Annotated in this window: 17 protein-coding genes; 8 read left to right on the top strand and 9 right to left on the bottom strand. The window is 69.1% G+C overall.

Annotation, left to right across the window (positions count from 1 at the left end):
• Positions 1 to 36: 36 nt before the first annotated feature.
• Positions 37 to 1,623 (bottom strand): alkyl hydroperoxide reductase subunit F, encoded by a 1,587-nt coding sequence (gene ahpF / locus CSC78_RS14355; protein ID WP_162338543.1) that lies wholly within the window; start codon positions 1,621 to 1,623, stop codon positions 37 to 39.
• A gap of 362 nt (positions 1,624 to 1,985) precedes the next feature.
• The gene (ahpC, locus tag CSC78_RS14350) at positions 1,986 to 2,549 is read right to left on the bottom strand and encodes an alkyl hydroperoxide reductase subunit C (protein ID WP_142125842.1); all 564 of its coding nucleotides are present in this window, start codon (positions 2,547 to 2,549) and stop codon (positions 1,986 to 1,988) included.
• Between the two features lie 387 nt (positions 2,550 to 2,936).
• Here ahpC and prmC point away from each other — a divergent pair, with 387 nt between their 5' ends.
• The 4 genes from prmC to CSC78_RS14330 all read left to right on the top strand — a co-directional run bounded on the left by prmC (position 2,937) and on the right by CSC78_RS14330 (position 6,257).
• Positions 2,937 to 3,809 (top strand): peptide chain release factor N(5)-glutamine methyltransferase, encoded by an 873-nt coding sequence (gene prmC, locus CSC78_RS14345; protein WP_162338542.1) that lies wholly within the window; start codon positions 2,937 to 2,939, stop codon positions 3,807 to 3,809.
• A gap of 30 nt (positions 3,810 to 3,839) precedes the next feature.
• Complete coding sequence (gene pip, locus CSC78_RS14340) at positions 3,840 to 4,781, top strand: prolyl aminopeptidase (RefSeq protein WP_162338541.1); 942 nt, start codon at positions 3,840 to 3,842, stop codon at positions 4,779 to 4,781.
• A gap of 34 nt (positions 4,782 to 4,815) precedes the next feature.
• Positions 4,816 to 5,715, top strand: coding sequence for a dienelactone hydrolase family protein (locus CSC78_RS14335; RefSeq protein ID WP_162338540.1), 900 nt, complete (start codon positions 4,816 to 4,818; stop codon positions 5,713 to 5,715).
• A 134-nt stretch (positions 5,716 to 5,849) separates the two neighbouring features.
• Positions 5,850 to 6,257 (top strand): DUF4019 domain-containing protein, encoded by a 408-nt coding sequence (locus CSC78_RS14330; protein WP_162338539.1) that lies wholly within the window; start codon positions 5,850 to 5,852, stop codon positions 6,255 to 6,257.
• 4 nt (positions 6,258 to 6,261) lie between these two features.
• Here the strand turns inward: CSC78_RS14330 and CSC78_RS14325 are convergent, their stop codons facing one another.
• From CSC78_RS14325 to CSC78_RS14315, 3 genes are read right to left on the bottom strand one after another with little or no spacing between them, the layout of a single operon-like run.
• The gene (locus CSC78_RS14325) at positions 6,262 to 6,828 is read right to left on the bottom strand and encodes an NUDIX hydrolase (RefSeq protein ID WP_162338538.1); all 567 of its coding nucleotides are present in this window, start codon (positions 6,826 to 6,828) and stop codon (positions 6,262 to 6,264) included.
• A 40-nt stretch (positions 6,829 to 6,868) separates the two neighbouring features.
• Positions 6,869 to 7,789 (bottom strand): 5'-3' exonuclease, encoded by a 921-nt coding sequence (locus CSC78_RS14320; RefSeq protein WP_162338537.1) that lies wholly within the window; start codon positions 7,787 to 7,789, stop codon positions 6,869 to 6,871.
• Positions 7,782 to 8,363, bottom strand: coding sequence for a nitroreductase family protein (locus CSC78_RS14315; RefSeq protein ID WP_162338536.1), 582 nt, complete (start codon positions 8,361 to 8,363; stop codon positions 7,782 to 7,784). Before CSC78_RS14315 ends, CSC78_RS14320 begins: the two co-directional genes overlap by 8 nt.
• Positions 8,364 to 8,504: 141 nt before the next feature.
• Here CSC78_RS14315 and CSC78_RS14310 point away from each other — a divergent pair, with 141 nt between their 5' ends.
• From CSC78_RS14310 to CSC78_RS14300, 3 genes are all read left to right on the top strand, one after another.
• Positions 8,505 to 10,688 carry a DUF1631 family protein gene (locus CSC78_RS14310; protein ID WP_162338535.1) on the top strand — a complete coding sequence of 728 codons (2,184 nt, stop codon included), beginning with the start codon at positions 8,505 to 8,507 and terminating at the stop codon, positions 10,686 to 10,688.
• Between the two features lie 184 nt (positions 10,689 to 10,872).
• Positions 10,873 to 13,194, top strand: a complete 2,322-nt coding sequence (locus tag CSC78_RS14305; RefSeq protein ID WP_162338534.1) for a DUF1631 domain-containing protein — start codon at positions 10,873 to 10,875, stop codon at positions 13,192 to 13,194.
• 74 nt (positions 13,195 to 13,268) lie between these two features.
• Complete coding sequence (locus tag CSC78_RS14300) at positions 13,269 to 14,375, top strand: NAD(P) transhydrogenase subunit alpha (protein ID WP_162338533.1); 1,107 nt, start codon at positions 13,269 to 13,271, stop codon at positions 14,373 to 14,375.
• Positions 14,376 to 14,379: 4 nt separating this feature from the next.
• On the opposite strand, the gene CSC78_RS14295 is transcribed toward CSC78_RS14300, so the two are convergent.
• Genes CSC78_RS14295 through CSC78_RS14280 form a run of 4 tightly spaced genes read right to left on the bottom strand, consistent with a single transcriptional unit; the run spans position 14,380 to position 16,140 of the window.
• Positions 14,380 to 14,823 (bottom strand): DUF3106 domain-containing protein, encoded by a 444-nt coding sequence (locus CSC78_RS14295; RefSeq protein ID WP_162338532.1) that lies wholly within the window; start codon positions 14,821 to 14,823, stop codon positions 14,380 to 14,382.
• Positions 14,820 to 15,215, bottom strand: a complete 396-nt coding sequence (locus CSC78_RS14290) for a hypothetical protein (protein WP_162338531.1) — start codon at positions 15,213 to 15,215, stop codon at positions 14,820 to 14,822. The genes CSC78_RS14295 and CSC78_RS14290 overlap by 4 nt, the downstream gene beginning before the upstream one ends.
• Positions 15,212 to 15,781 (bottom strand): RNA polymerase sigma factor, encoded by a 570-nt coding sequence (locus tag CSC78_RS14285; RefSeq protein ID WP_162338530.1) that lies wholly within the window; start codon positions 15,779 to 15,781, stop codon positions 15,212 to 15,214. The genes CSC78_RS14290 and CSC78_RS14285 overlap by 4 nt, the downstream gene beginning before the upstream one ends.
• Before the next feature lie 23 nt (positions 15,782 to 15,804).
• Complete coding sequence (locus tag CSC78_RS14280) at positions 15,805 to 16,140, bottom strand: hypothetical protein (RefSeq protein WP_162338529.1); 336 nt, start codon at positions 16,138 to 16,140, stop codon at positions 15,805 to 15,807.
• A gap of 164 nt (positions 16,141 to 16,304) precedes the next feature.
• Between CSC78_RS14280 and CSC78_RS14275 the strand changes: the two genes are divergently transcribed.
• Positions 16,305 to 16,601: an NAD(P) transhydrogenase subunit alpha gene (locus CSC78_RS14275; protein WP_093296220.1), complete on the top strand. Its 297-nt coding sequence runs from the start codon at positions 16,305 to 16,307 to the stop codon at positions 16,599 to 16,601.
• Positions 16,602 to 16,606: the final 5 nt, after the last annotated feature.

Below are 16,606 nucleotides of genomic sequence, written 5' to 3'. Positions count from 1 at the left end.
CGACGCGGCGCGGACAGTGCGGTCCGCGCCCATGCATCATGCCGCGACCGCGTCCGGGGTTTCCACCGGCGCCGACGTGCGGATCAGGTGGTCGAACGCGCTCAGCGCGGCCTTCGAGCCCTCGCCCATGGCGATGACGATCTGCTTGTACGGCACCGTGGTGGCGTCGCCGGCGGCGAACACGCCCGGCACGCTGGTCTGGCCACGGTCGTCGACGATGATCTCGCCGCGCGGACTGAGGTCCACCACGCCCTTCAGCCATTCCGTGTTCGGCAGCAGGCCGATCTGCACGAAGATGCCTTCGAGTTCGACGCGGTACGTGTCGCCGCCCGTGCGGTCCTTGTAGACCAGGCCGGTGACCTTGCTGCCGTCGCCGAGGACTTCGGTGGTCTGCGCGCTGGCGACGATGCGCACGTTCGGCAGGCTGCGCAGCTTGCGCTGCAGCACGTCGTCGGCGCGCAGCTGGCTGTCGAATTCGATCAGGGTCACGTGCGCCACGATGCCGGCCAGGTCGATCGCCGCCTCGACACCGGAGTTGCCGCCGCCGATCACCGCCACGCGCTTGCCCTTGAACAGCGGGCCGTCGCAGTGCGGGCAGTAGGCCACGCCCTTGTTGCGGTACTCGTTCTCGCCGGGCACGTTCATCTGCCGCCAGCGTGCGCCGGTGGACAGGATCACCGTCTTCGAGCGCAGCGACGCGCCGTTGGCGAGCTGCACTTCGACCAGTCCGTCCTTGCCTGCCGGCACCAGCTTCTCCGCGCGCTGCAGGTTCATCACGTCGACCTGGTAGTCCTTGACGTGCTGCTCCAGCGCCGCGGCCAGTTTCGGGCCTTCGGTGTACGGCACGGAGATGAAATTCTCGATGGCCATCGTGTCCAGCACCTGGCCGCCGAAGCGCTCGGCCGCCACGCCGGTGCGGATGCCCTTGCGCGCGGCATAGATCGCCGCGGACGCGCCAGCCGGACCACCGCCGACGACGAGCACGTCATACGGCGCCTTCGCCTTGATCTTCTCGGCGTCGCGCTTGCCGGCGTTGGTGTCCAGCTTGGCGACGATCTCTTCCACACCCATGCGGCCAGCGCCGAAGACCTCGCCGTTGAGGAAGATCGTCGGCACCGACATCACTTCGCGCTGCTCGACTTCCTGCTGGAACAGGGCGCCGTCGATGGCGACGTGCTGGATCTTCGGGTTCAGCACCGCCATCAGGTTCAGTGCCTGCACCACGTCCGGGCAGTTCTGGCACGACAGCGAGAAATAGGTTTCAAAGCGGTAGTCGCCGTCGAGCGAGCGGATCTGTTCGATCACGTCCTGCGCCAGCTTCGATGGGTGTCCGCCAACCTGCAGCAGCGCCAGCACCAGCGAGGTGAACTCGTGGCCCATCGGCAGGCCGGCGAAGGTCAGGTGAATGTCGTGGCCGGGCGAGGTCAGCGCGAACGACGGCGTGCGTTCGCCGCCGCGCTGCTCGGTGACGGTGATCTTGTCGGAGACCTCCTGCAAGTCCTTCAACAACGCCTGCAGTTCGGCGGAGCCGGCGCTGTCGTCCAGGTGCGCAGTGATGTGGATCGGGCGCACGGCCTTTTCCATGTAGGCCGTGAGCTGCGTCTTCAGATTGGCGTCCAGCATGGCGAACGTCTCCGTAGAGGAAATCGGGGGAAAGGAAGGTCAGGCGTTTGCAGGAGCGGCATGCGCCGGGGGGGAGAGAGGCCGGTCAGGGAGGAGGGAACCGGCGAGCGGCGCATGCCGCTGCTGCAAACGTCCGGGTCAGCTCCGGGCCAGCGGCCCGGAGGTGACGTGATGCGATGGGCGGAAACGCCCGAGGAAACTCTCGGCAATACCCCGTTCGTGGTGAGCCTGTCGAACCACGCTCTTGGTGTGGATCGACAGGCCACGGCAGCCTTGGTTTTCCTTGAAAAGCGTGGTTCGACAAGCTCACCACGAGCGAGACTCAAGGGCTGCACCCACTCTGCAGGGTGTTGTGAGATTCCTTAGATCTTGCCGACCAGGTCCAGCGACGGGGCGATCGTCTGCGCGCCTTCCTTCCACTTGGCCGGGCACACCTGGCCGGGGTTGGCGGCGGTGAACTGCGCGGCCTTCAGCTTGCGCAGGGTCTCCGACACGTCACGGGCGATCTCGTTGCTGTGGATCTCGGCGGTCTTGATGACGCCTTCCGGGTTGATGACGAAGGTGCCGCGCAGGGCCAGGCCTTCTTCCTCGATATGCACACCGAAGGCGCGGGTCAGCTGGTGGGTCGGGTCGCCGACCAGCGGGAACTGGGCCTTGCCCACCGCCGGGGAGGTTTCGTGCCACACCTTGTGCGAGAAGTGCGTGTCGGTCGTGACGATGTAGACCTCGGCGCCAGCCTTCTGGAACTCGGCGTAGTTGGCGGCGGCGTCTTCCACTTCGGTCGGGCAATTGAAGGTGAAGGCGGCCGGCATGAAGATCAGGACCGACCACTTGCCCTTCAGCGTGCCGTCGGTGACTTCGACGAATTCGCCGTTGTGGAAGGCGGTGGTCTTGAACGGCTGGACCGCGGTGTTGATCAGGGACATGGAAGATCCTCGTGAGTGGAGTGGGTGTGGTGAAGCGATGGCGCCATGGTAGGCAGGGACTATTGATATCTCAAATCGATTAATGGAATTGAATAGATAGCTGTTGACTATCGATAAGGCGTCCCACGTTGAACGCGTACAAGAGGATCAGCGGCTACTTGGTGGTGAAATCATTATTTTTCAATGACTTGTGGATTTCTCGATGCGGACGCTGACGATTGGCCCGCTCTGGGAGTCCGTGCCACTGCCGTGAACGACGCGGTTCCACGCCGCCTTTGGGCAGCACATGGCAGCGGGCGCGATGTCCATACGCCATAGGGCACCATGATGGTGCGTCGCGGCGAAGCGGCTGCGTCCGGGCCGGCGCGGCCCGGTACCATGCGGGCGATGCCTGCCGACCTGCCCACCGCCCGCCTCGACCTGGCCCTGCGCGCCGCCGCCGCCCGCCTTCCAGGGCCGGATGCCCGCCATGAGGCCGAGCAGCTGCTGCTGCATGTGCTGGGGCGCGACCGGGCCTGGCTGTTCGCGCATGGCGACGATCCGTTGCCGGCCTCCGGCGCAGCGACCCTTGACGCATGGCTGGCCCGGCGAGCGTCGGGCGAGCCGCTGGCCTACCTGCTGGGCCGGCGCGGCTTCTGGACGCTGGACCTGCAGGTGTCGCCCGCCACGCTGATCCCGCGCCCGGAGACCGAGCGGCTGGTCGAACTGGCGCTGGAGCGGCTGCCGGACGACCGGCCGCTGCGCGTCGCCGACCTCGGCACCGGCAGCGGCGCCATTGCGCTCGCACTGGCCAGCGAACGGTCATTGGCGCAGGTGGTGGCAACCGACCTCAGCGGGGATGCGCTGCGGGTCGCGCAGGCGAACGCGGAAACGAACCGCATCGCCAACGTCGCGTTCCGCCAGGGCAGCTGGCTGGCACCGCTGGCCGGCCAACGCTTCGACCTGATCGCCAGCAACCCGCCCTACATCGCCGATGGCGATCCGCATCTCATGCAGGGCGACCTGCGCTATGAGCCCCCCGCTGCACTGTCATCCGGCGCCGATGGCCTGGACGCCATCCGCGAGATCGTGGCGACGGCGCCTGCATACCTGCTGCCCGGCGGCTGGCTGCTGCTGGAGCACGGGTGGGACCAGGGCGAGGCGATCCGCGCGTTGCTGCTCGCGGCGGGCTTCGTCGACGTTGCGACGGAGACGGATATCGAGCAGCGCGACAGGGTGACCCTTGGGCGCGTAACGGAAGGGCACGATCGCAGCCGCTAGACTGTCCGCTTTCATCCAGGACTGCCGCCCATGCGCACGCTGTATCCCGAGCTTGAGCCCTTCGACACCGGCACGCTGAAGGTCGACGACCGCCACACGCTGTACTACGAACAGTGCGGCAATCCGCAGGGCAAGCCGGTGGTGCTGTTGCATGGCGGGCCGGGCGCCGGCTGCAGCCCGAAGATGCGGCGCTTCCACGATCCGGCCAAGTACCGCATCGTGCTGTTCGACCAGCGCGGTTCCGGGCGGTCCACGCCGCACGCGGACCTGGTGGACAACACCACATGGGATCTCGTGGCGGATATCGAGAAGCTGCGCGACAAGCTGGACATCGAGCGCTGGCAGGTGTTCGGCGGCAGCTGGGGCTCGACGCTCGCACTGGCCTATGCCGAAACCCATCCGCAGCGCGTCACCGAACTGGTGCTGCGCGGCATCTTCATGCTGCGCCGCTGGGAACTGGAGTGGTTCTACCAGGAAGGCGCCAGCCGCCTGTTCCCCGATGCGTGGGAGCACTACATCACCGCGATTCCGTCGGTCGAACGCCACGACCTGATCTCCGCGTTCCATCGCCGCCTGACCTCGGACGACAACGCCACGCGCCTGGCCGCGGCGAAGGCGTGGAGCGTGTGGGAAGGCGCGACCAGCTTCCTCCACGTCGACGCCGATTTCGTCAGCGGCCACGAGGAACCGGAGTTCGCACTGGCCTTCGCGCGCATCGAGAACCACTACTTCGTCAACGGCGGCTTCTTCGAGGTCGAAGACCAGTTGATGCGCGATGCCTCGCGCATCGCCGACATCCCGGGTGTCATCGTGCATGGCCGCTACGATGTGGTCTGTCCGATCGCCAATGCGTGGGAGCTGCACAAGGCCTGGCCGAAGGCGAAACTCGAGATCACGCCGGCGTCGGGCCACTCCGCGTTCGAAGCGGAGAACGTCGACGCGCTGGTGCGTGCGACCGACGCATTCGCCTGATTCAACGTCATCAGACCATTCCCGGGAGCGCACGATGGACGGACACCGCAAAGAAGCTGCCGCGTTCGACCAGCGCGTGCTCGACCTGTACGACGACTACGTGCACGGCCGCGTCGACCGGCGCGGCTTCCTCGCTGGCGCGGCGCAGTTCGCTGTCGGCGGCACCACGGCCGCCGCACTGCTGGCCGCGCTGACGCCGCAGTACGCGTTCGCCGCGCAGGTCGCCGCCGATGATCCGCGCATCACCACGGTCTACCGCACGTTTCCCGCACCGGAAGGCCACGGCGAAGGCCGCGGCCTGCTGGCGGCGCCGCGCGCGGAAGGGCGTTACCCGGTCGTGCTGGTGGTGCACGAGAACCGTGGGCTCAATCCGTATATCGAAGACGTCGCGCGCCGGCTGGCGGTCGCAGGGTTCATTGCGTTCGCGCCGGATGCGCTGTATCCGCTCGGCGGATATCCAGGCAACGACGACAGCGGTCGCGAGATGCAGGCCAAGCTGGATCGCGCCAAGGTCCTCGCGGATCTCGAGGCCGCCGCGCGCTTCGCCGACGCACTGCCGCGCGGCAACGGGAAGCTCGGCGTGGTCGGCTTCTGTTTCGGCGGCCTCGTGACCAATCTGCTCGCCTCGCGGCTGGCCGACCTGGTCGATGCCGGCGTGCCGTACTACGGCGGCCAGCCCTCCGCCGAGGAAGCGGCCCGCATCAAGGCGCCGCTGCTGTTGCAGTTCGCCGAACTCGATACGCGCGTCAATGCGGGATGGCCGGCCTACGAACAGCAGTTGAAGGCGGCTGGCGTCGTGTACGCCGCACACGTCTATCCAGGCGTGAACCACGGTTTCCACAACGACACCACCCCGCGCTACGACCAGGTGGCCGCGGAACTGTCGTGGCAGCGCACGCTCGCGTTCTTCCGTGCGCACCTGGCCGGAAACTAGCGATCCCCGTCACAAGGCCGGCCGCCGTCGCGGCGCCCGCTGTCCGGTCGCCGCACATGCATACGAACGACTCGGATGAATGCCGCGCCACCGCGCGGCGACGATCGGACGACGGGGCGTGTACGGCGATGACGATGGAAGCGATGCAGGCGGACGCAGGCAGGGTGGGGCTGGAGGATGTCGACATCACGCGGTTGGGCATGGCGGCGATGCGGTTCATCAAGGCCATCGAGCAAGGCCAGCACGAGGTGCTGTGGGACGCGGCATCGAAAGCCTTCCGGCAATCCATGCCGCGCGATGCCTTCATCGATTCGCTGACCCACCGCCACGGGGTGCTGGGCTGCGGCACGGGCCGGCGATGGACGGCGATCAGGGTCGACCGGCCGGAGGGGCATGTGCAATGGTTGCCCGGAACCTACGCGCGGCTGGAGTTTTCCGTGTCGTTCGGTGCAGCGGAAGCGCCGCATCGCGAAGTGGTGACGCTGCGGCACGAAGAGCAGGGCGTGTGGCGCCTGGCCGGCTACGGCGTCAAGGCCGCCTGAGGACTCAGCTGCGCGGCGTGCCGTCGAGGGTGTGGTCGATCATCCACAGGCCGGCCCACAGCTTGGCATCCAGTTCGTAGCCTTCGCCCATTTTCCGAGCGAGCCATGCGGCGGCGCTCGCGCGCGGAATCGCGTGAACGGTGATGTCCTCGTCGCCATCACCACCGCCTTCGCCGACCTTGCGCAGGCCGGTGGCGCGGACGAAGGCGATTTTCTCGCTGCTGCTGCCGGACGAGGTGGGGCCGATCATCAGCACCTCCGCATGGTCGGCGGTCCAGCCGGTTTCCTCTTCCAGCTCGCGGATCGCGGACACCTCGATCGACTCGCCGGCATGGATGTCGCCCACCAGGCCCGCCGGCATCTCGATGGTGCGCGCCTGCAGCGGCACGCGGAACTGTTCGACGAACAGCACGTCGTCGTCCGGCGTCACCGCGATGATGATCGCCGCCAGGCCGCCCGCGTGCGCGCGCTCGACGTACTCCCACGTGCCGCGGACCATCATCCGCTGGTATTTGCCCTGCCAGACCACCTCGGCAGGCACTTTGCGCTTGTCGTCGTCGCGTTCGTCCATGCCGCGATGCTAGCGGGTACGGGTGACGTTTGACAGACGATCAGTAGGCGGGATCTTCGAGGCCGGCCGCCACACGCAACCGCCGTCGCGTCATCGGCCCGAAGCGCAGGGCATCCGACAGCGCGGACAGCATGTCGCCATCGGCCTGGCCGCGCTCGTGGCCGGTGGCGATGTCGCCCAGCGGCGCATCCAGCGCGATGGTCGTCAGCTGCCGCCACAGCAGCGCGTGTTCGCGTTGCTCGCGCAGGCGGACGGCCATCGTGGCGGCGCCACGCAGGCGCAGGAAGGCCACTTCGTCCATGCGGCTCAGCAGCGTGTCCAGGTCGCCGAAATGCGCGAGCAGCACCGCGGCGGATTTCGCGCCGATGCCGGTCACGCCGGGAATGTTGTCCACCGCATCGCCGGTCAGCGCCAGGTAGTCGGCGATCTGTCGCGCCTCCACGCCGTGACGGGCCTTCACGCCGGCCATGCCCCAGCGCTGGCCGCGCGCGAAATCCCACTGCTCGTCGTGTTCCTGCAGCAACTGCGACAGGTCCTTGTCGGCCGAGACGATGACGCCACGGAATCCCTGCGGACGCGCCGCATGCAGCGCACTGCCGATCAGGTCGTCCGCTTCGTATTCCCCATGCGCCAGCACGCTCAGGCCGAGCGCGGCGCACAGCGCCTTGCAATGGGTGAACTGGCGGCGGAGTTCTTCCGGTGCGGGGTCGCGGTTGGCCTTGTACGCCGGATACAGGCGATTGCGGAAACAGCTGTCCAGCGCCTCGTCGAACGCGATGGCGATGTGCGCCGGACGTTCCTTTTCCAGCAGTTCCAGCAGGAAGCGCGCGAAGCCGTGCACCGCATTGGTCGGCCAGCCGTCTGCGTCCTGGAATTCGTCCGGCATCGAATGCCAGGCGCGGAACACGTACAGGCTGGCATCGACCAGGTAGAGCGGGCGCGGGTGGAGCGCTTCAGGCATCGGGCGTCCACTCGGTCAGCAGCGCGGTGGGATCCGGCCGCTCGCGCTCGGGCGCCTGCAATCGCGGCGTGCCGATGTGGATGAAGCCGACCACCTTCTCGTTCGGTGCGAGCCCCAGCAACCCGGCGACATGGTCGTCGTACGCCATCCAGCCGGTCAGCCACTGCGCGCCGAAGCCGAGCGCCTGCGCCGCCTGCAGCAGGGCGAAGCAGACGCTGCCCGCGGTGAGCAGCTGTTCCTGTTCGGGCACCTTGTGGCCGGGCGTGAGGCGAGCGACCACCGTGATGATGTCCGGCGCGCTGGAAAAACGGCCACGGTCCTTCTCCACTGCCGCGTCGGGTGCGTCGGGGTCGAGCGCGCGCGTGCGGGCCGCCAGCCGGTCGCCCAGTGCGTGGCGTGCATCGCCGTGGATATGGAGGAAGCGGAACGGCACCAGCTTGCCGTGGTCGGGCACGCGCACGGCCGAGGCCAGCATGCGCGCGAGCGTGGCGGGATCGGGGCCGGGTTCCCCCAGTTGCTTCGACGGCACGGAACGTCGCGCGTCCAGTGCCTGCAGCAGGCTTTCAGTGGGCATGGAGTCGCCTTATAGTGGGATGCAGTGCACAGTATCGATGCACGAGTTTAATCGCAGCGGATGCGTTACGGTCCTCTGCTACGCACGGAACCGTGAGTCGATACGGAGCGCCGTGGACCATCTGGCCGATCGAACGACGCAATGCCCACCACGCCGCCGCCTCTCCCCACTACCGGCAACCAGCTTGTCGCGCTGTTGCGTGACGCGATGCAGCCGCCGTTGGAAGCGGCGTTCGCCGACGTGGTGGACGGGCTGCGCCAGCCCATGCTGGACCGGCTGGAGCGGATGGAACTGGATCGCGGCCCCTACCTGGAAGGATTGCTGGCGCTGAAGGACCGCCGCGAGGCGATCCTGCGCGGATTCCGTGAGGACATGGCATCGGCGTGGCGGATCGCGGCGGACGGCGAAGCCGCGGCGGTCCGGTTCGGCGAGGAGCCGGCCGGCAGCGTCCGCGGCCTGGGGCTGGTCGAGGAGGACGAACTCGACGTGCGGCTGGCGACCGAGCACCTGGCCGAGGCGATCTCGCGCGAGTGGCAGTCCGAGCTGCTGCGCCTGAACGGTTATCTGACCTGGCTGGACATGGGCGTGCGGCTCACGCCGGACAGCGCGCCGTATTCGCCGTCGCGCATCGCGATGGCGGTGTACCGGGGCTTCGCGGCGGCGTCGCTGCCGGGCAACGTTCGCGCCCTTGCGGTGCAGTGCTGCGCTCGCGAGTTCGTCGAGGTGCTGGGTCCGATCTACGAAAACCTGCATGCGCGGCTGGTGCGCCGGCTGGGGCCGCAGGACAGTACCGGGCCGAGGATGCGGCGCGCGCAGGCGATTCCCAGCAGCGGCGATGAAGCCTCCAGCGAGCCCGACTGGATGACGCGCTTCTTCGTCGAATGGGACCATGAGGATCACGAGGCCGCCGCCTCCGCCGATGCCGCGACCCTGCCGCCGGCCCTGCACCAGTTGCTGGAGGAGTCGCGGCACCAGCGGGCACGGGAGCAGGGCATGGCGCGTGCGGCGGGCGCACGCACCTCGCTGTCGCAGCGGGAACTGATCGTGGCGTTGACGCTGCTGCAGATCGCCTCGCCGGAAGTGCATGCCGAAGTGCTGGCCAATCCGCGGCAGCTGCAGGCGGCGTTCAAGCAGCAGATCTTCCTGCAGGCCGCGCAGCTGGGCGTGGCGCCGGAAGCGGTGGCGATTTCGGAAGCGGACGAGAACGTCGTCGACCTGGTGGGCATGCTGTTCGAGGTGATCTTCCGCGAAAGCCACCTGGGCGAGGAGCAGGTGCATGTGCTCGGGCGCCTGATGGCGCCGATGACGAAGGTCGCGCTGCAGGACCGCAAGCTGTTCCTGCAGGCCAGCCATTCGGCGCGACGGTTGCTCAACCTGCTGGTGGAGGCGTGCGACGGCAACCCGGGCGAGAACGATGCACAGCGCCTGTTGCTGGAAAAGGTGAAGGACACCGTGCAGCGCCTCGTCGCGGACTTCGACGAAAGCCAGTCGGTGTTCCGCGCCGCACGGAGCGACTTCAACGATTTCTATGTCCATTACCGCGCGGAAGCGGAGAAGGTGGAGCAGGCGCTGGCGGCCGAACAGCAGGCGCGCGACGCCGAGGCCGACGTGCTGGCCGGTTTCGCCGCCTCGCTGGACGCGCGCCTGCAGGGTACGGACGTGCCGGCGCCGATGCGCGACGTGTTGCTCGCCGGGTGGCCTGCGTACGCGGCGCGCATGCAGGCGCTGAACAAGCCGCAGGCCGCGCCGATGATGCTGGACGGCCTGCTGCGCGCCGTCGACGACGCCCAGGTCCGCCAGGACGTGCGCGCCTGGCACGCCGCGCTGGACTGGCTGCAACCCATGTGGATGGCGTCGGGCCAGGCGCGTCCCGCCATCGCCGCCCTGCGGGAGCAGCTGTTCTCGCGCCTGGTCGCGCCCCACCAGGCGGCGGAACACGCCGCACCGCCGACGCCGGCTGCGCCCGCGACATCCGCGCCGACCACCGTGCTGCCCGGCCTGCTGGAGGCGCAGGAGTGGATGGAGGGGCTGCAGCATCTGGACCCGGTCATGACCGAGTACTTCCAGCACCTGCGCGAGGGCAGCTGGCTGGATTTCGTCGACAAGGACCATCGCGTCCAGGCCGGGCGGCTCAGCTGGATCAGTCCGTTCTCGCGCCGCATGATGTTCGTCAACCGCGCGGGTGCGCGCATCTGCGTCGCGTCGGTGCAGGAACTGGCGGTCATGGCGCAACTGGGCCGCGTGCGAATGCATCGCGACGAGGACGCCTTCTACAGCGCCATGCAGGGCGTGGTGGACCGCCTTGTGGCGCCGGCCGCGCCCTGACGCGGCGGATGGCGCGCATGCAAGCCGCGTGCCGCGGCGGTTGTGCGTGGGGTATCGTGGTGCGCGACATCAAACTGCCGAGGCCATCACGGTCGTCCGCAAGCCGGATTTCCTACGATGTCGCTGCGGATCCCCGTCCGCCTCCCCCACCTTTCCTTCGCCCCCCCGGGCGGGACCCCTGCGCATGTCGAATGTCCTGAACATCGCCGACCGCCCCGGGCGCGACACGCGCCTGCTGGAGCAGGCGCGCGACGCCTCCGTCCCGCCGCTGGTCGATGCCTTCGCGGTGGCGCTGGGCCGGTTCGACGATGCGTTGTTCGACCGCGCCGAACGCGCGGGTCCTTCGCAGATGGCGTTCCTCGACGCGATGCGCGAACTGCGCCGTCGTCGCGAGGACATCATCGGGCGTTTCCGCGGCCAGCTGCAGCGTTCGTGGAAGGCGCTCGAGGCGGGCCAGCCGTCGCCCGCGGAGCGCGTGTTCCTGGAGTCGGCGGACGATACGTTGAGTCTGGTGTCCGAACAGGAACTCGAGTCGCGCTTGGCAGTGCGCAATCTCGCCAGCGTCATCCAGCGCGAGTGCAAGCCCGTGCTGGGGCGACTGGACCGCCGGCTCGGCTGGATCGCCGGCGACATCACGCTCGACAGCGACCTCAATCCCATCGGCCCGGAGCACATCGGTGTCGCCGTCCACCAGGCCTTCGTCGCCTGCGACCTGGCGCCCGACGTCCGGCTGGTGGTGATCAAGTTGTGCGAGCGCGACCTGGTGCCCGCCATCGCCCGCATCTACGCATCGCTCGACCAGCGCCTGATGCAGGTCGGCGTGATGCCGGAACTGCCGGCACGCCGGCCGCCGGCCGCCGCCGCATCGTCGGTGGGCGAAGCGGTGCAGGACCTGGATGCCGCGGGCGAAGGCGAAGAGCCCGGCGCACCCGCGTGGGCGGCGCGATTCCTCAACCGCATGGCAGGCGTCAGCCGTGGCTTGCAGGCCACCCAGGCCGCGCCGGCCGCGGCGGGCTTCGGCGACGCGCCAGCGGGCTACGGATCCGCGCCCGGTGCGCAGGGCGTGCTGCTGGAAGCCCTGCACCACCTGCTGCAGGAGTCCCGGCGCGGCCGCGATGCCGCCGATGCGCCGGAGGCGCGCGCCGTCGATCCCCGCCAGCGCGACCTGTCGCAGCGCGAGATGCTGTCGGTGCTGTCGCTGCTGCAGGCCTCGCCCAGCGCGACGCTGCGGGCGGCCATCGGCGACACCGGCGAGTCGCTGTCGCAGCGGCTGAAGAACGAAGTGCTGAGCAGCGCCACCCAGTTGGGCGTGGATCCGTCGCAGGCGCGCCTCGCGCCGGTCGACGAGGACGCCATCGACCTGGTCGGCATGCTGTTCGATGTGATGCTGGACGAACGCGACCTGGAAGGCCGCCCGCGCGAACTGATCGGCCGCCTGGTGGTGCCGTTCGTCAAGGTGGCGCTGCTGGACCGCCGCATGTTCGTGCAGAAGACCCATCCGGCGCGCCGCCTGCTCAACGTGCTGGCCGAGGCCTGCGAGGGCAACAACGGCGAGAGCGCCGCCGAGCGCACGCTGCTGACCAAGGTGGAGGAGGTCGTCGACCGCCTGGTCGCCGAATTCAACGAGAACCTGGCGATCTTCCTCACGCTGGAAGAGGAGTTCCGCGCGTTCCTGGAACAGCACCGCCGGCGCATCGAGATCGCCGAACGCCGCGCCGCCGAGATCCAGCGTGGCCAAGAGCGCCTGGAAGCCGCGCGCGCGCGCATGACGTCCGAACTGGACGAGCGCCTGGCCGACCGCCGCGTGCCGCAGGCGATCGAGGACTTCCTGCGCCAGCCCTGGGCGCACCACGTCACCATGACGGTGCTGCGCGAAGGCGACGAAGGCGACGGCCTGCGCGAATCGCTGGCGCTGGCCGATGGCGTGCTCGAGGAACTGACCGAGGCGCAGCGCCACGTGGTCGGCAAGCCGTGGCTGCAGGCCTGGCGCCCGCAGATGCTCAAGGTGTTCGCCAGCGTCGGCATGAACCAGGACGCCGCCGCCGGTGCGGTCGACGCGCTGCACGACACGCTGCAGGCCGTGGCCGCCGCGCGCCCGGACCTGGAGAAGGCCTTGCCGGAACTGCCGCAGGTGGTGTTGCCCAAGCCGGTCGTCGATGAGGAGACCACGCCGATCCAGCTGGTGGCGGGGGCCGATACGCTCGATTTCGACCACAGCGATGCGGACCATTTCCGCGGCCTGCCGATCGGCACCTGGCTGGACTTCATCGACAAGGACAACAAGGTGCAGGCCGGCAAGCTGTCGTGGGTCAGCCCGATCTCCTCGCGCCTGCTGTTCGTCAACCGTCGCGGCGTGCGGTTCTGCGTGGCGTCGCCGGAAGAACTGGCGGCGATGGTGCGGCTGGGCCGCCTGCGCACGCACCAGAGCGAGGATGCGTTCGACAGTGCCATGCAGGGCGTGATCGAACGCCTCGAACCGGTTCCCTCGGCTGCCGCGCCCGCCTGACCGGATCGCCTCCGCGCGGCGCTGCCGCGCTCTGTTAGCATCGCCGCTCGGGTGACCTAACGACGAGGGGCGCAATGGCGGTAGAAGTTCGGGTACTGAAGGAAGCCGCGGCCGGCGAGCGCCGCGTGGCCGCGACACCGGAAACCGTCAAGAAGCTGATCGCCGCCGGTGCGCGCGTGCTCGTGGAGCGCGGCGCCGGCGATGGCGCAGGTTTCGTCGATGCGGCCTACGCCGATGCCGGCGCCGGACTCGTCGACGCGCAGGGCCGCGACAGCGCCGACCTGCTGCTGTGCGTGCAGCCGCCGTCACCCGACGCCATCGCGGACTTCAAGACCGGCGCCACGCTGGTCGGCGTGCTGCAGCCCACGGCGGACGCGGCGCGTGCCGAGGCGCTGCAGGCGAAGGGCATCCAGGCGTTCCCGCTCGAACGGCTGCCGCGCACGACGCGTGCACAGGCGATGGATGTGTTGAGCTCCCAGGCGGGCATGGCCGGCTACAAGGCGGTGCTGATCGCCGCGCAGCTGGCACCGCGCTTCTTCCCGATGCTGACCACGGCGGCCGGCACGATCCGGCCGTCCAAGGTGCTGATCGTCGGCGCCGGCGTCGCCGGCCTGCAGGGCGTGGCCACCGCCAAGCGGCTCGGCGCGCAGGTCGAGGGCTTCGACGTGCGCCCGGAGACGCGCGAACAGATCGAATCGCTGGGCGGCAAGTTCCTCGATCTCGGCGTCAGCGCGGCAGGCGAGGGCGGCTATGCCCGCCAGCTGACCGAAGAAGAACGCGCGCTGCAGCAGCAGCGCCTGGCCGATCACCTCAAGGGCATCGACGTGGTGGTCTGCACCGCCGCCGTGCCGGGTCGGCCCGCGCCGAAGATCATCACCACGGCGATGGTCGACGGCATGAAGCCCGGCAGCGTCATCGTCGACCTCGCCGCCGAAACCGGCGGCAACTGCGAACTGACCCGTCCCGGCGAAACCTATGCGCACCACGGCGTGACGATCGCCGGCCCGCTGAATCTCGCCAGCCTCGGTGCCGTGCACGCCAGCGAGATGTACGCCCGCAACGTACTGAATTTCGTCGCGCTGTTCGTCAAGGACGGCGCGCTGCAGTTCGACTGGGACGACGAACTGCTGGCGAAGACGGTGTGGCCGGAGCGGCCAGCGGCGGCGAACGCCGCCGCCTGATCCGTCAGTGCTCCGGCCGCCGGTCGCGGTCGCGCGGCGGCGGTGCGTTGTCGCGCATCCAGGCCTCGCGCTGCTCGGGCGTCATCTTCTTCCACTGCTCGCGCAATGCGTTGCGCTGTTCTGGCGTCAGCGTCTTCATGTGGCCGTAGAGGGCGCGCGCCTCGCGGCGCTGGCCGGGGCTCATGTCCTCGAAACGCTTCATGCCATGGCGGGCCTGCGCGCGCTGCTCGGGCGTCATCGCCTGCCAGCGCTGCGCACGTTCCAGCATGCGGGCCCGATCTTCCGGCTCCCGGTTCCAGCGGTCGCGCACGGGCGCGATCAACGCCTCGCGCTGTTGCGGCGTCAGCTTGTCCCACGTCGGCAGCGGGGCAGGGGATGTCTGGGCGAGCGCTTGGCCGGCTGCGAGTGCCAGGCCGAGGGCAAGGACACGAAGGGCAAGGACCTTCATCGGGTCGACTCCATGGCAAGGGGCTGTGCCTCGGCAGAGGCCAGCCACAGGTAAAGATCGGGATCCTCGTCGAACGTGCCGGCGACGCCCAGTTCGTCCGCGATGGCATCGCCATCGGACGGGACGGCGGCGGCCACCGGGGTCGACGCGGGAACGGCCGGGGTGCGGGGCAGCCATTGCAGGCCGATGCCCACTGCCAGCACCGCCGAGAACGCGGTCGCCGTCAACCAGCGCCATGTGCGGCCACGACCGGGCGACGCCTGCAGGCCAGCCTCATGGCGCGCGCCGCGCAGGCGCATCAGCGTCTGCGGCGACACTTGCGCCAGTGCGGCCTGGTGCAGGCGACGGGCCTGCCGGTCCACGTCATGGCCGTTGTCGTGGGCGGGGTTCATCGGAATTCCTCCAGTTGTTTCTGCAGTGCGTCGCGCGCGCGGGACAGGTGAGTCTTCACCGATCCCTCCGAGCAACCCATCGCGCGCGCAGTGTCGGCGACATCCAGTTCTTCCAGTACGCGCAGGGTGAAGGCCTCGCGTTGCCGGTTGGGCAGGACGCGCAGGGCCTGCACCAGCCGTGCGTAGGCTTCGCGCTGGTCGTGCGCCTGCGCGGGGCCGGCACCGTGGTCCGGCGCCCAGTCCACCGGACCTTCTTCGCCGCGGTCGCCGGTCGGCAGCAGCCAGCGCAGGCGGAAGCCGGCGCGGCGCTGCAGGTCGACGATGCGCCGGCGCAGGATGCTCCAGAACAGCGGCGACCACTCCTCGGCCGGCTTCTCGCGATAGGCCAGCATCTTCATCATCGCGTCCTGCACCGCGTCCAGCGCGTCCTCGTGATGGCGCAGGCCGGCCTCGGCGAAGCGGAACGCACGCGGTCCGATATCCGCCAGGAACAGGTCGATCGTCGCCGCCAGCGGCGCGGGCGACGACGTTTCCTGCAGCGGACTGGAAGGGGTGCTCACCAACATAGCTTAGCGGCCGGTGCCGTGAATCAGCCGCGACGGTCGAGGCGGCGATCGATGCGGTCGCCGCGACGGTCCCAGCGCGCCTCGGCGCGCTCGCCCTTGCGATCCAGGCGCGCGTCGATGCGGTCGCCGCGGCGTTCCAGCTGGTTGGCCTTGTGCGGATGACCCTGCTGCGCGGCGCGGTCCGCGCGGCGGTCGAACTGGCGCTCGATGCGGTCGCCACGCACGTCCAGGCGATGTTCGACGCGGTCGCCGCGACGGTCGAGGCGGTGGTCGATGCGGTCGCCCAGGTCGCCGGCGAAGGCGCCACCGGTGGCGGACAGCAGCAGGATGGACAAACCCAGCAGAGACAGGCGCTTCATGATCGGGTCCTTGGAGGTGGGGTGCAGGCATGGAAACGCCCCGCATCGGCATCGGTTGACGCGATGGCATCGGGTCCCTGGCGGGTTCAGGTATGGTTATGATGCGGGGCCGCCGCGGCAGCGCCGCGCGGCAACCACTACATGCAGACAGGATGGGGGAGCGGATGAGCGACGGGTTCGTGGCGCTGTACATCTTCATGCTGGCGGCCATCGCCGGGCACGTGATCATTTCGCGGGTGCCGGTGATCCTGCATACGCCGCTGATGTCCGGCTCCAACTTCATCCACGGCATCGTGCTGATCGGCGCGATGGTCGTGCTGGGCCACGCCGACACCACGCTGGAAAAGGCCATCGGCTTCATCGCCGTGCTGCTGGGCGCGGGCAACGCCGCCGGCGGCTACGTGGTCACCGAGCGCATGCTGGAGATGTTCAAGAGCAGCAAGCCCGCGGGTGGCAAGTGAGCAGC

The organism is Pseudoxanthomonas japonensis (assembly GCF_010093445.1).
Taxonomy (GTDB): Bacteria; Pseudomonadota; Gammaproteobacteria; order Xanthomonadales; family Xanthomonadaceae; genus Pseudoxanthomonas_A; species Pseudoxanthomonas_A japonensis.
The sequence above is the reverse complement of the archived record's forward strand: the minus strand, read 5'-3'. Positions and strand labels throughout refer to the sequence as shown.

Coding starts and splice junctions, on each gene's coding strand:
- ahpF (WP_162338543.1), bottom strand. CDS start 1,623: ATGCTGGACGCCAATCTGAAGACGCAGCTCACGGCCTACATGGAAAAG.
- ahpC (WP_142125842.1), bottom strand. CDS start 2,549: ATGTCCCTGATCAACACCGCGGTCCAGCCGTTCAAGACCACCGCCTTC.
- prmC (WP_162338542.1), top strand. CDS start 2,937: ATGCCTGCCGACCTGCCCACCGCCCGCCTCGACCTGGCCCTGCGCGCC.
- pip (WP_162338541.1), top strand. CDS start 3,840: ATGCGCACGCTGTATCCCGAGCTTGAGCCCTTCGACACCGGCACGCTG.
- CSC78_RS14335 (WP_162338540.1), top strand. CDS start 4,816: ATGGACGGACACCGCAAAGAAGCTGCCGCGTTCGACCAGCGCGTGCTC.
- CSC78_RS14330 (WP_162338539.1), top strand. CDS start 5,850: ATGGAAGCGATGCAGGCGGACGCAGGCAGGGTGGGGCTGGAGGATGTC.
- CSC78_RS14325 (WP_162338538.1), bottom strand. CDS start 6,828: ATGGACGAACGCGACGACGACAAGCGCAAAGTGCCTGCCGAGGTGGTC.
- CSC78_RS14320 (WP_162338537.1), bottom strand. CDS start 7,789: ATGCCTGAAGCGCTCCACCCGCGCCCGCTCTACCTGGTCGATGCCAGC.
- CSC78_RS14315 (WP_162338536.1), bottom strand. CDS start 8,363: ATGCCCACTGAAAGCCTGCTGCAGGCACTGGACGCGCGACGTTCCGTG.
- CSC78_RS14310 (WP_162338535.1), top strand. CDS start 8,505: ATGCCCACCACGCCGCCGCCTCTCCCCACTACCGGCAACCAGCTTGTC.
- CSC78_RS14305 (WP_162338534.1), top strand. CDS start 10,873: ATGTCGAATGTCCTGAACATCGCCGACCGCCCCGGGCGCGACACGCGC.
- CSC78_RS14300 (WP_162338533.1), top strand. CDS start 13,269: ATGGCGGTAGAAGTTCGGGTACTGAAGGAAGCCGCGGCCGGCGAGCGC.
- CSC78_RS14295 (WP_162338532.1), bottom strand. CDS start 14,823: ATGAAGGTCCTTGCCCTTCGTGTCCTTGCCCTCGGCCTGGCACTCGCA.
- CSC78_RS14290 (WP_162338531.1), bottom strand. CDS start 15,215: ATGAACCCCGCCCACGACAACGGCCATGACGTGGACCGGCAGGCCCGT.
- CSC78_RS14285 (WP_162338530.1), bottom strand. CDS start 15,781: ATGTTGGTGAGCACCCCTTCCAGTCCGCTGCAGGAAACGTCGTCGCCC.
- CSC78_RS14280 (WP_162338529.1), bottom strand. CDS start 16,140: ATGAAGCGCCTGTCTCTGCTGGGTTTGTCCATCCTGCTGCTGTCCGCC.
- CSC78_RS14275 (WP_093296220.1), top strand. CDS start 16,305: ATGAGCGACGGGTTCGTGGCGCTGTACATCTTCATGCTGGCGGCCATC.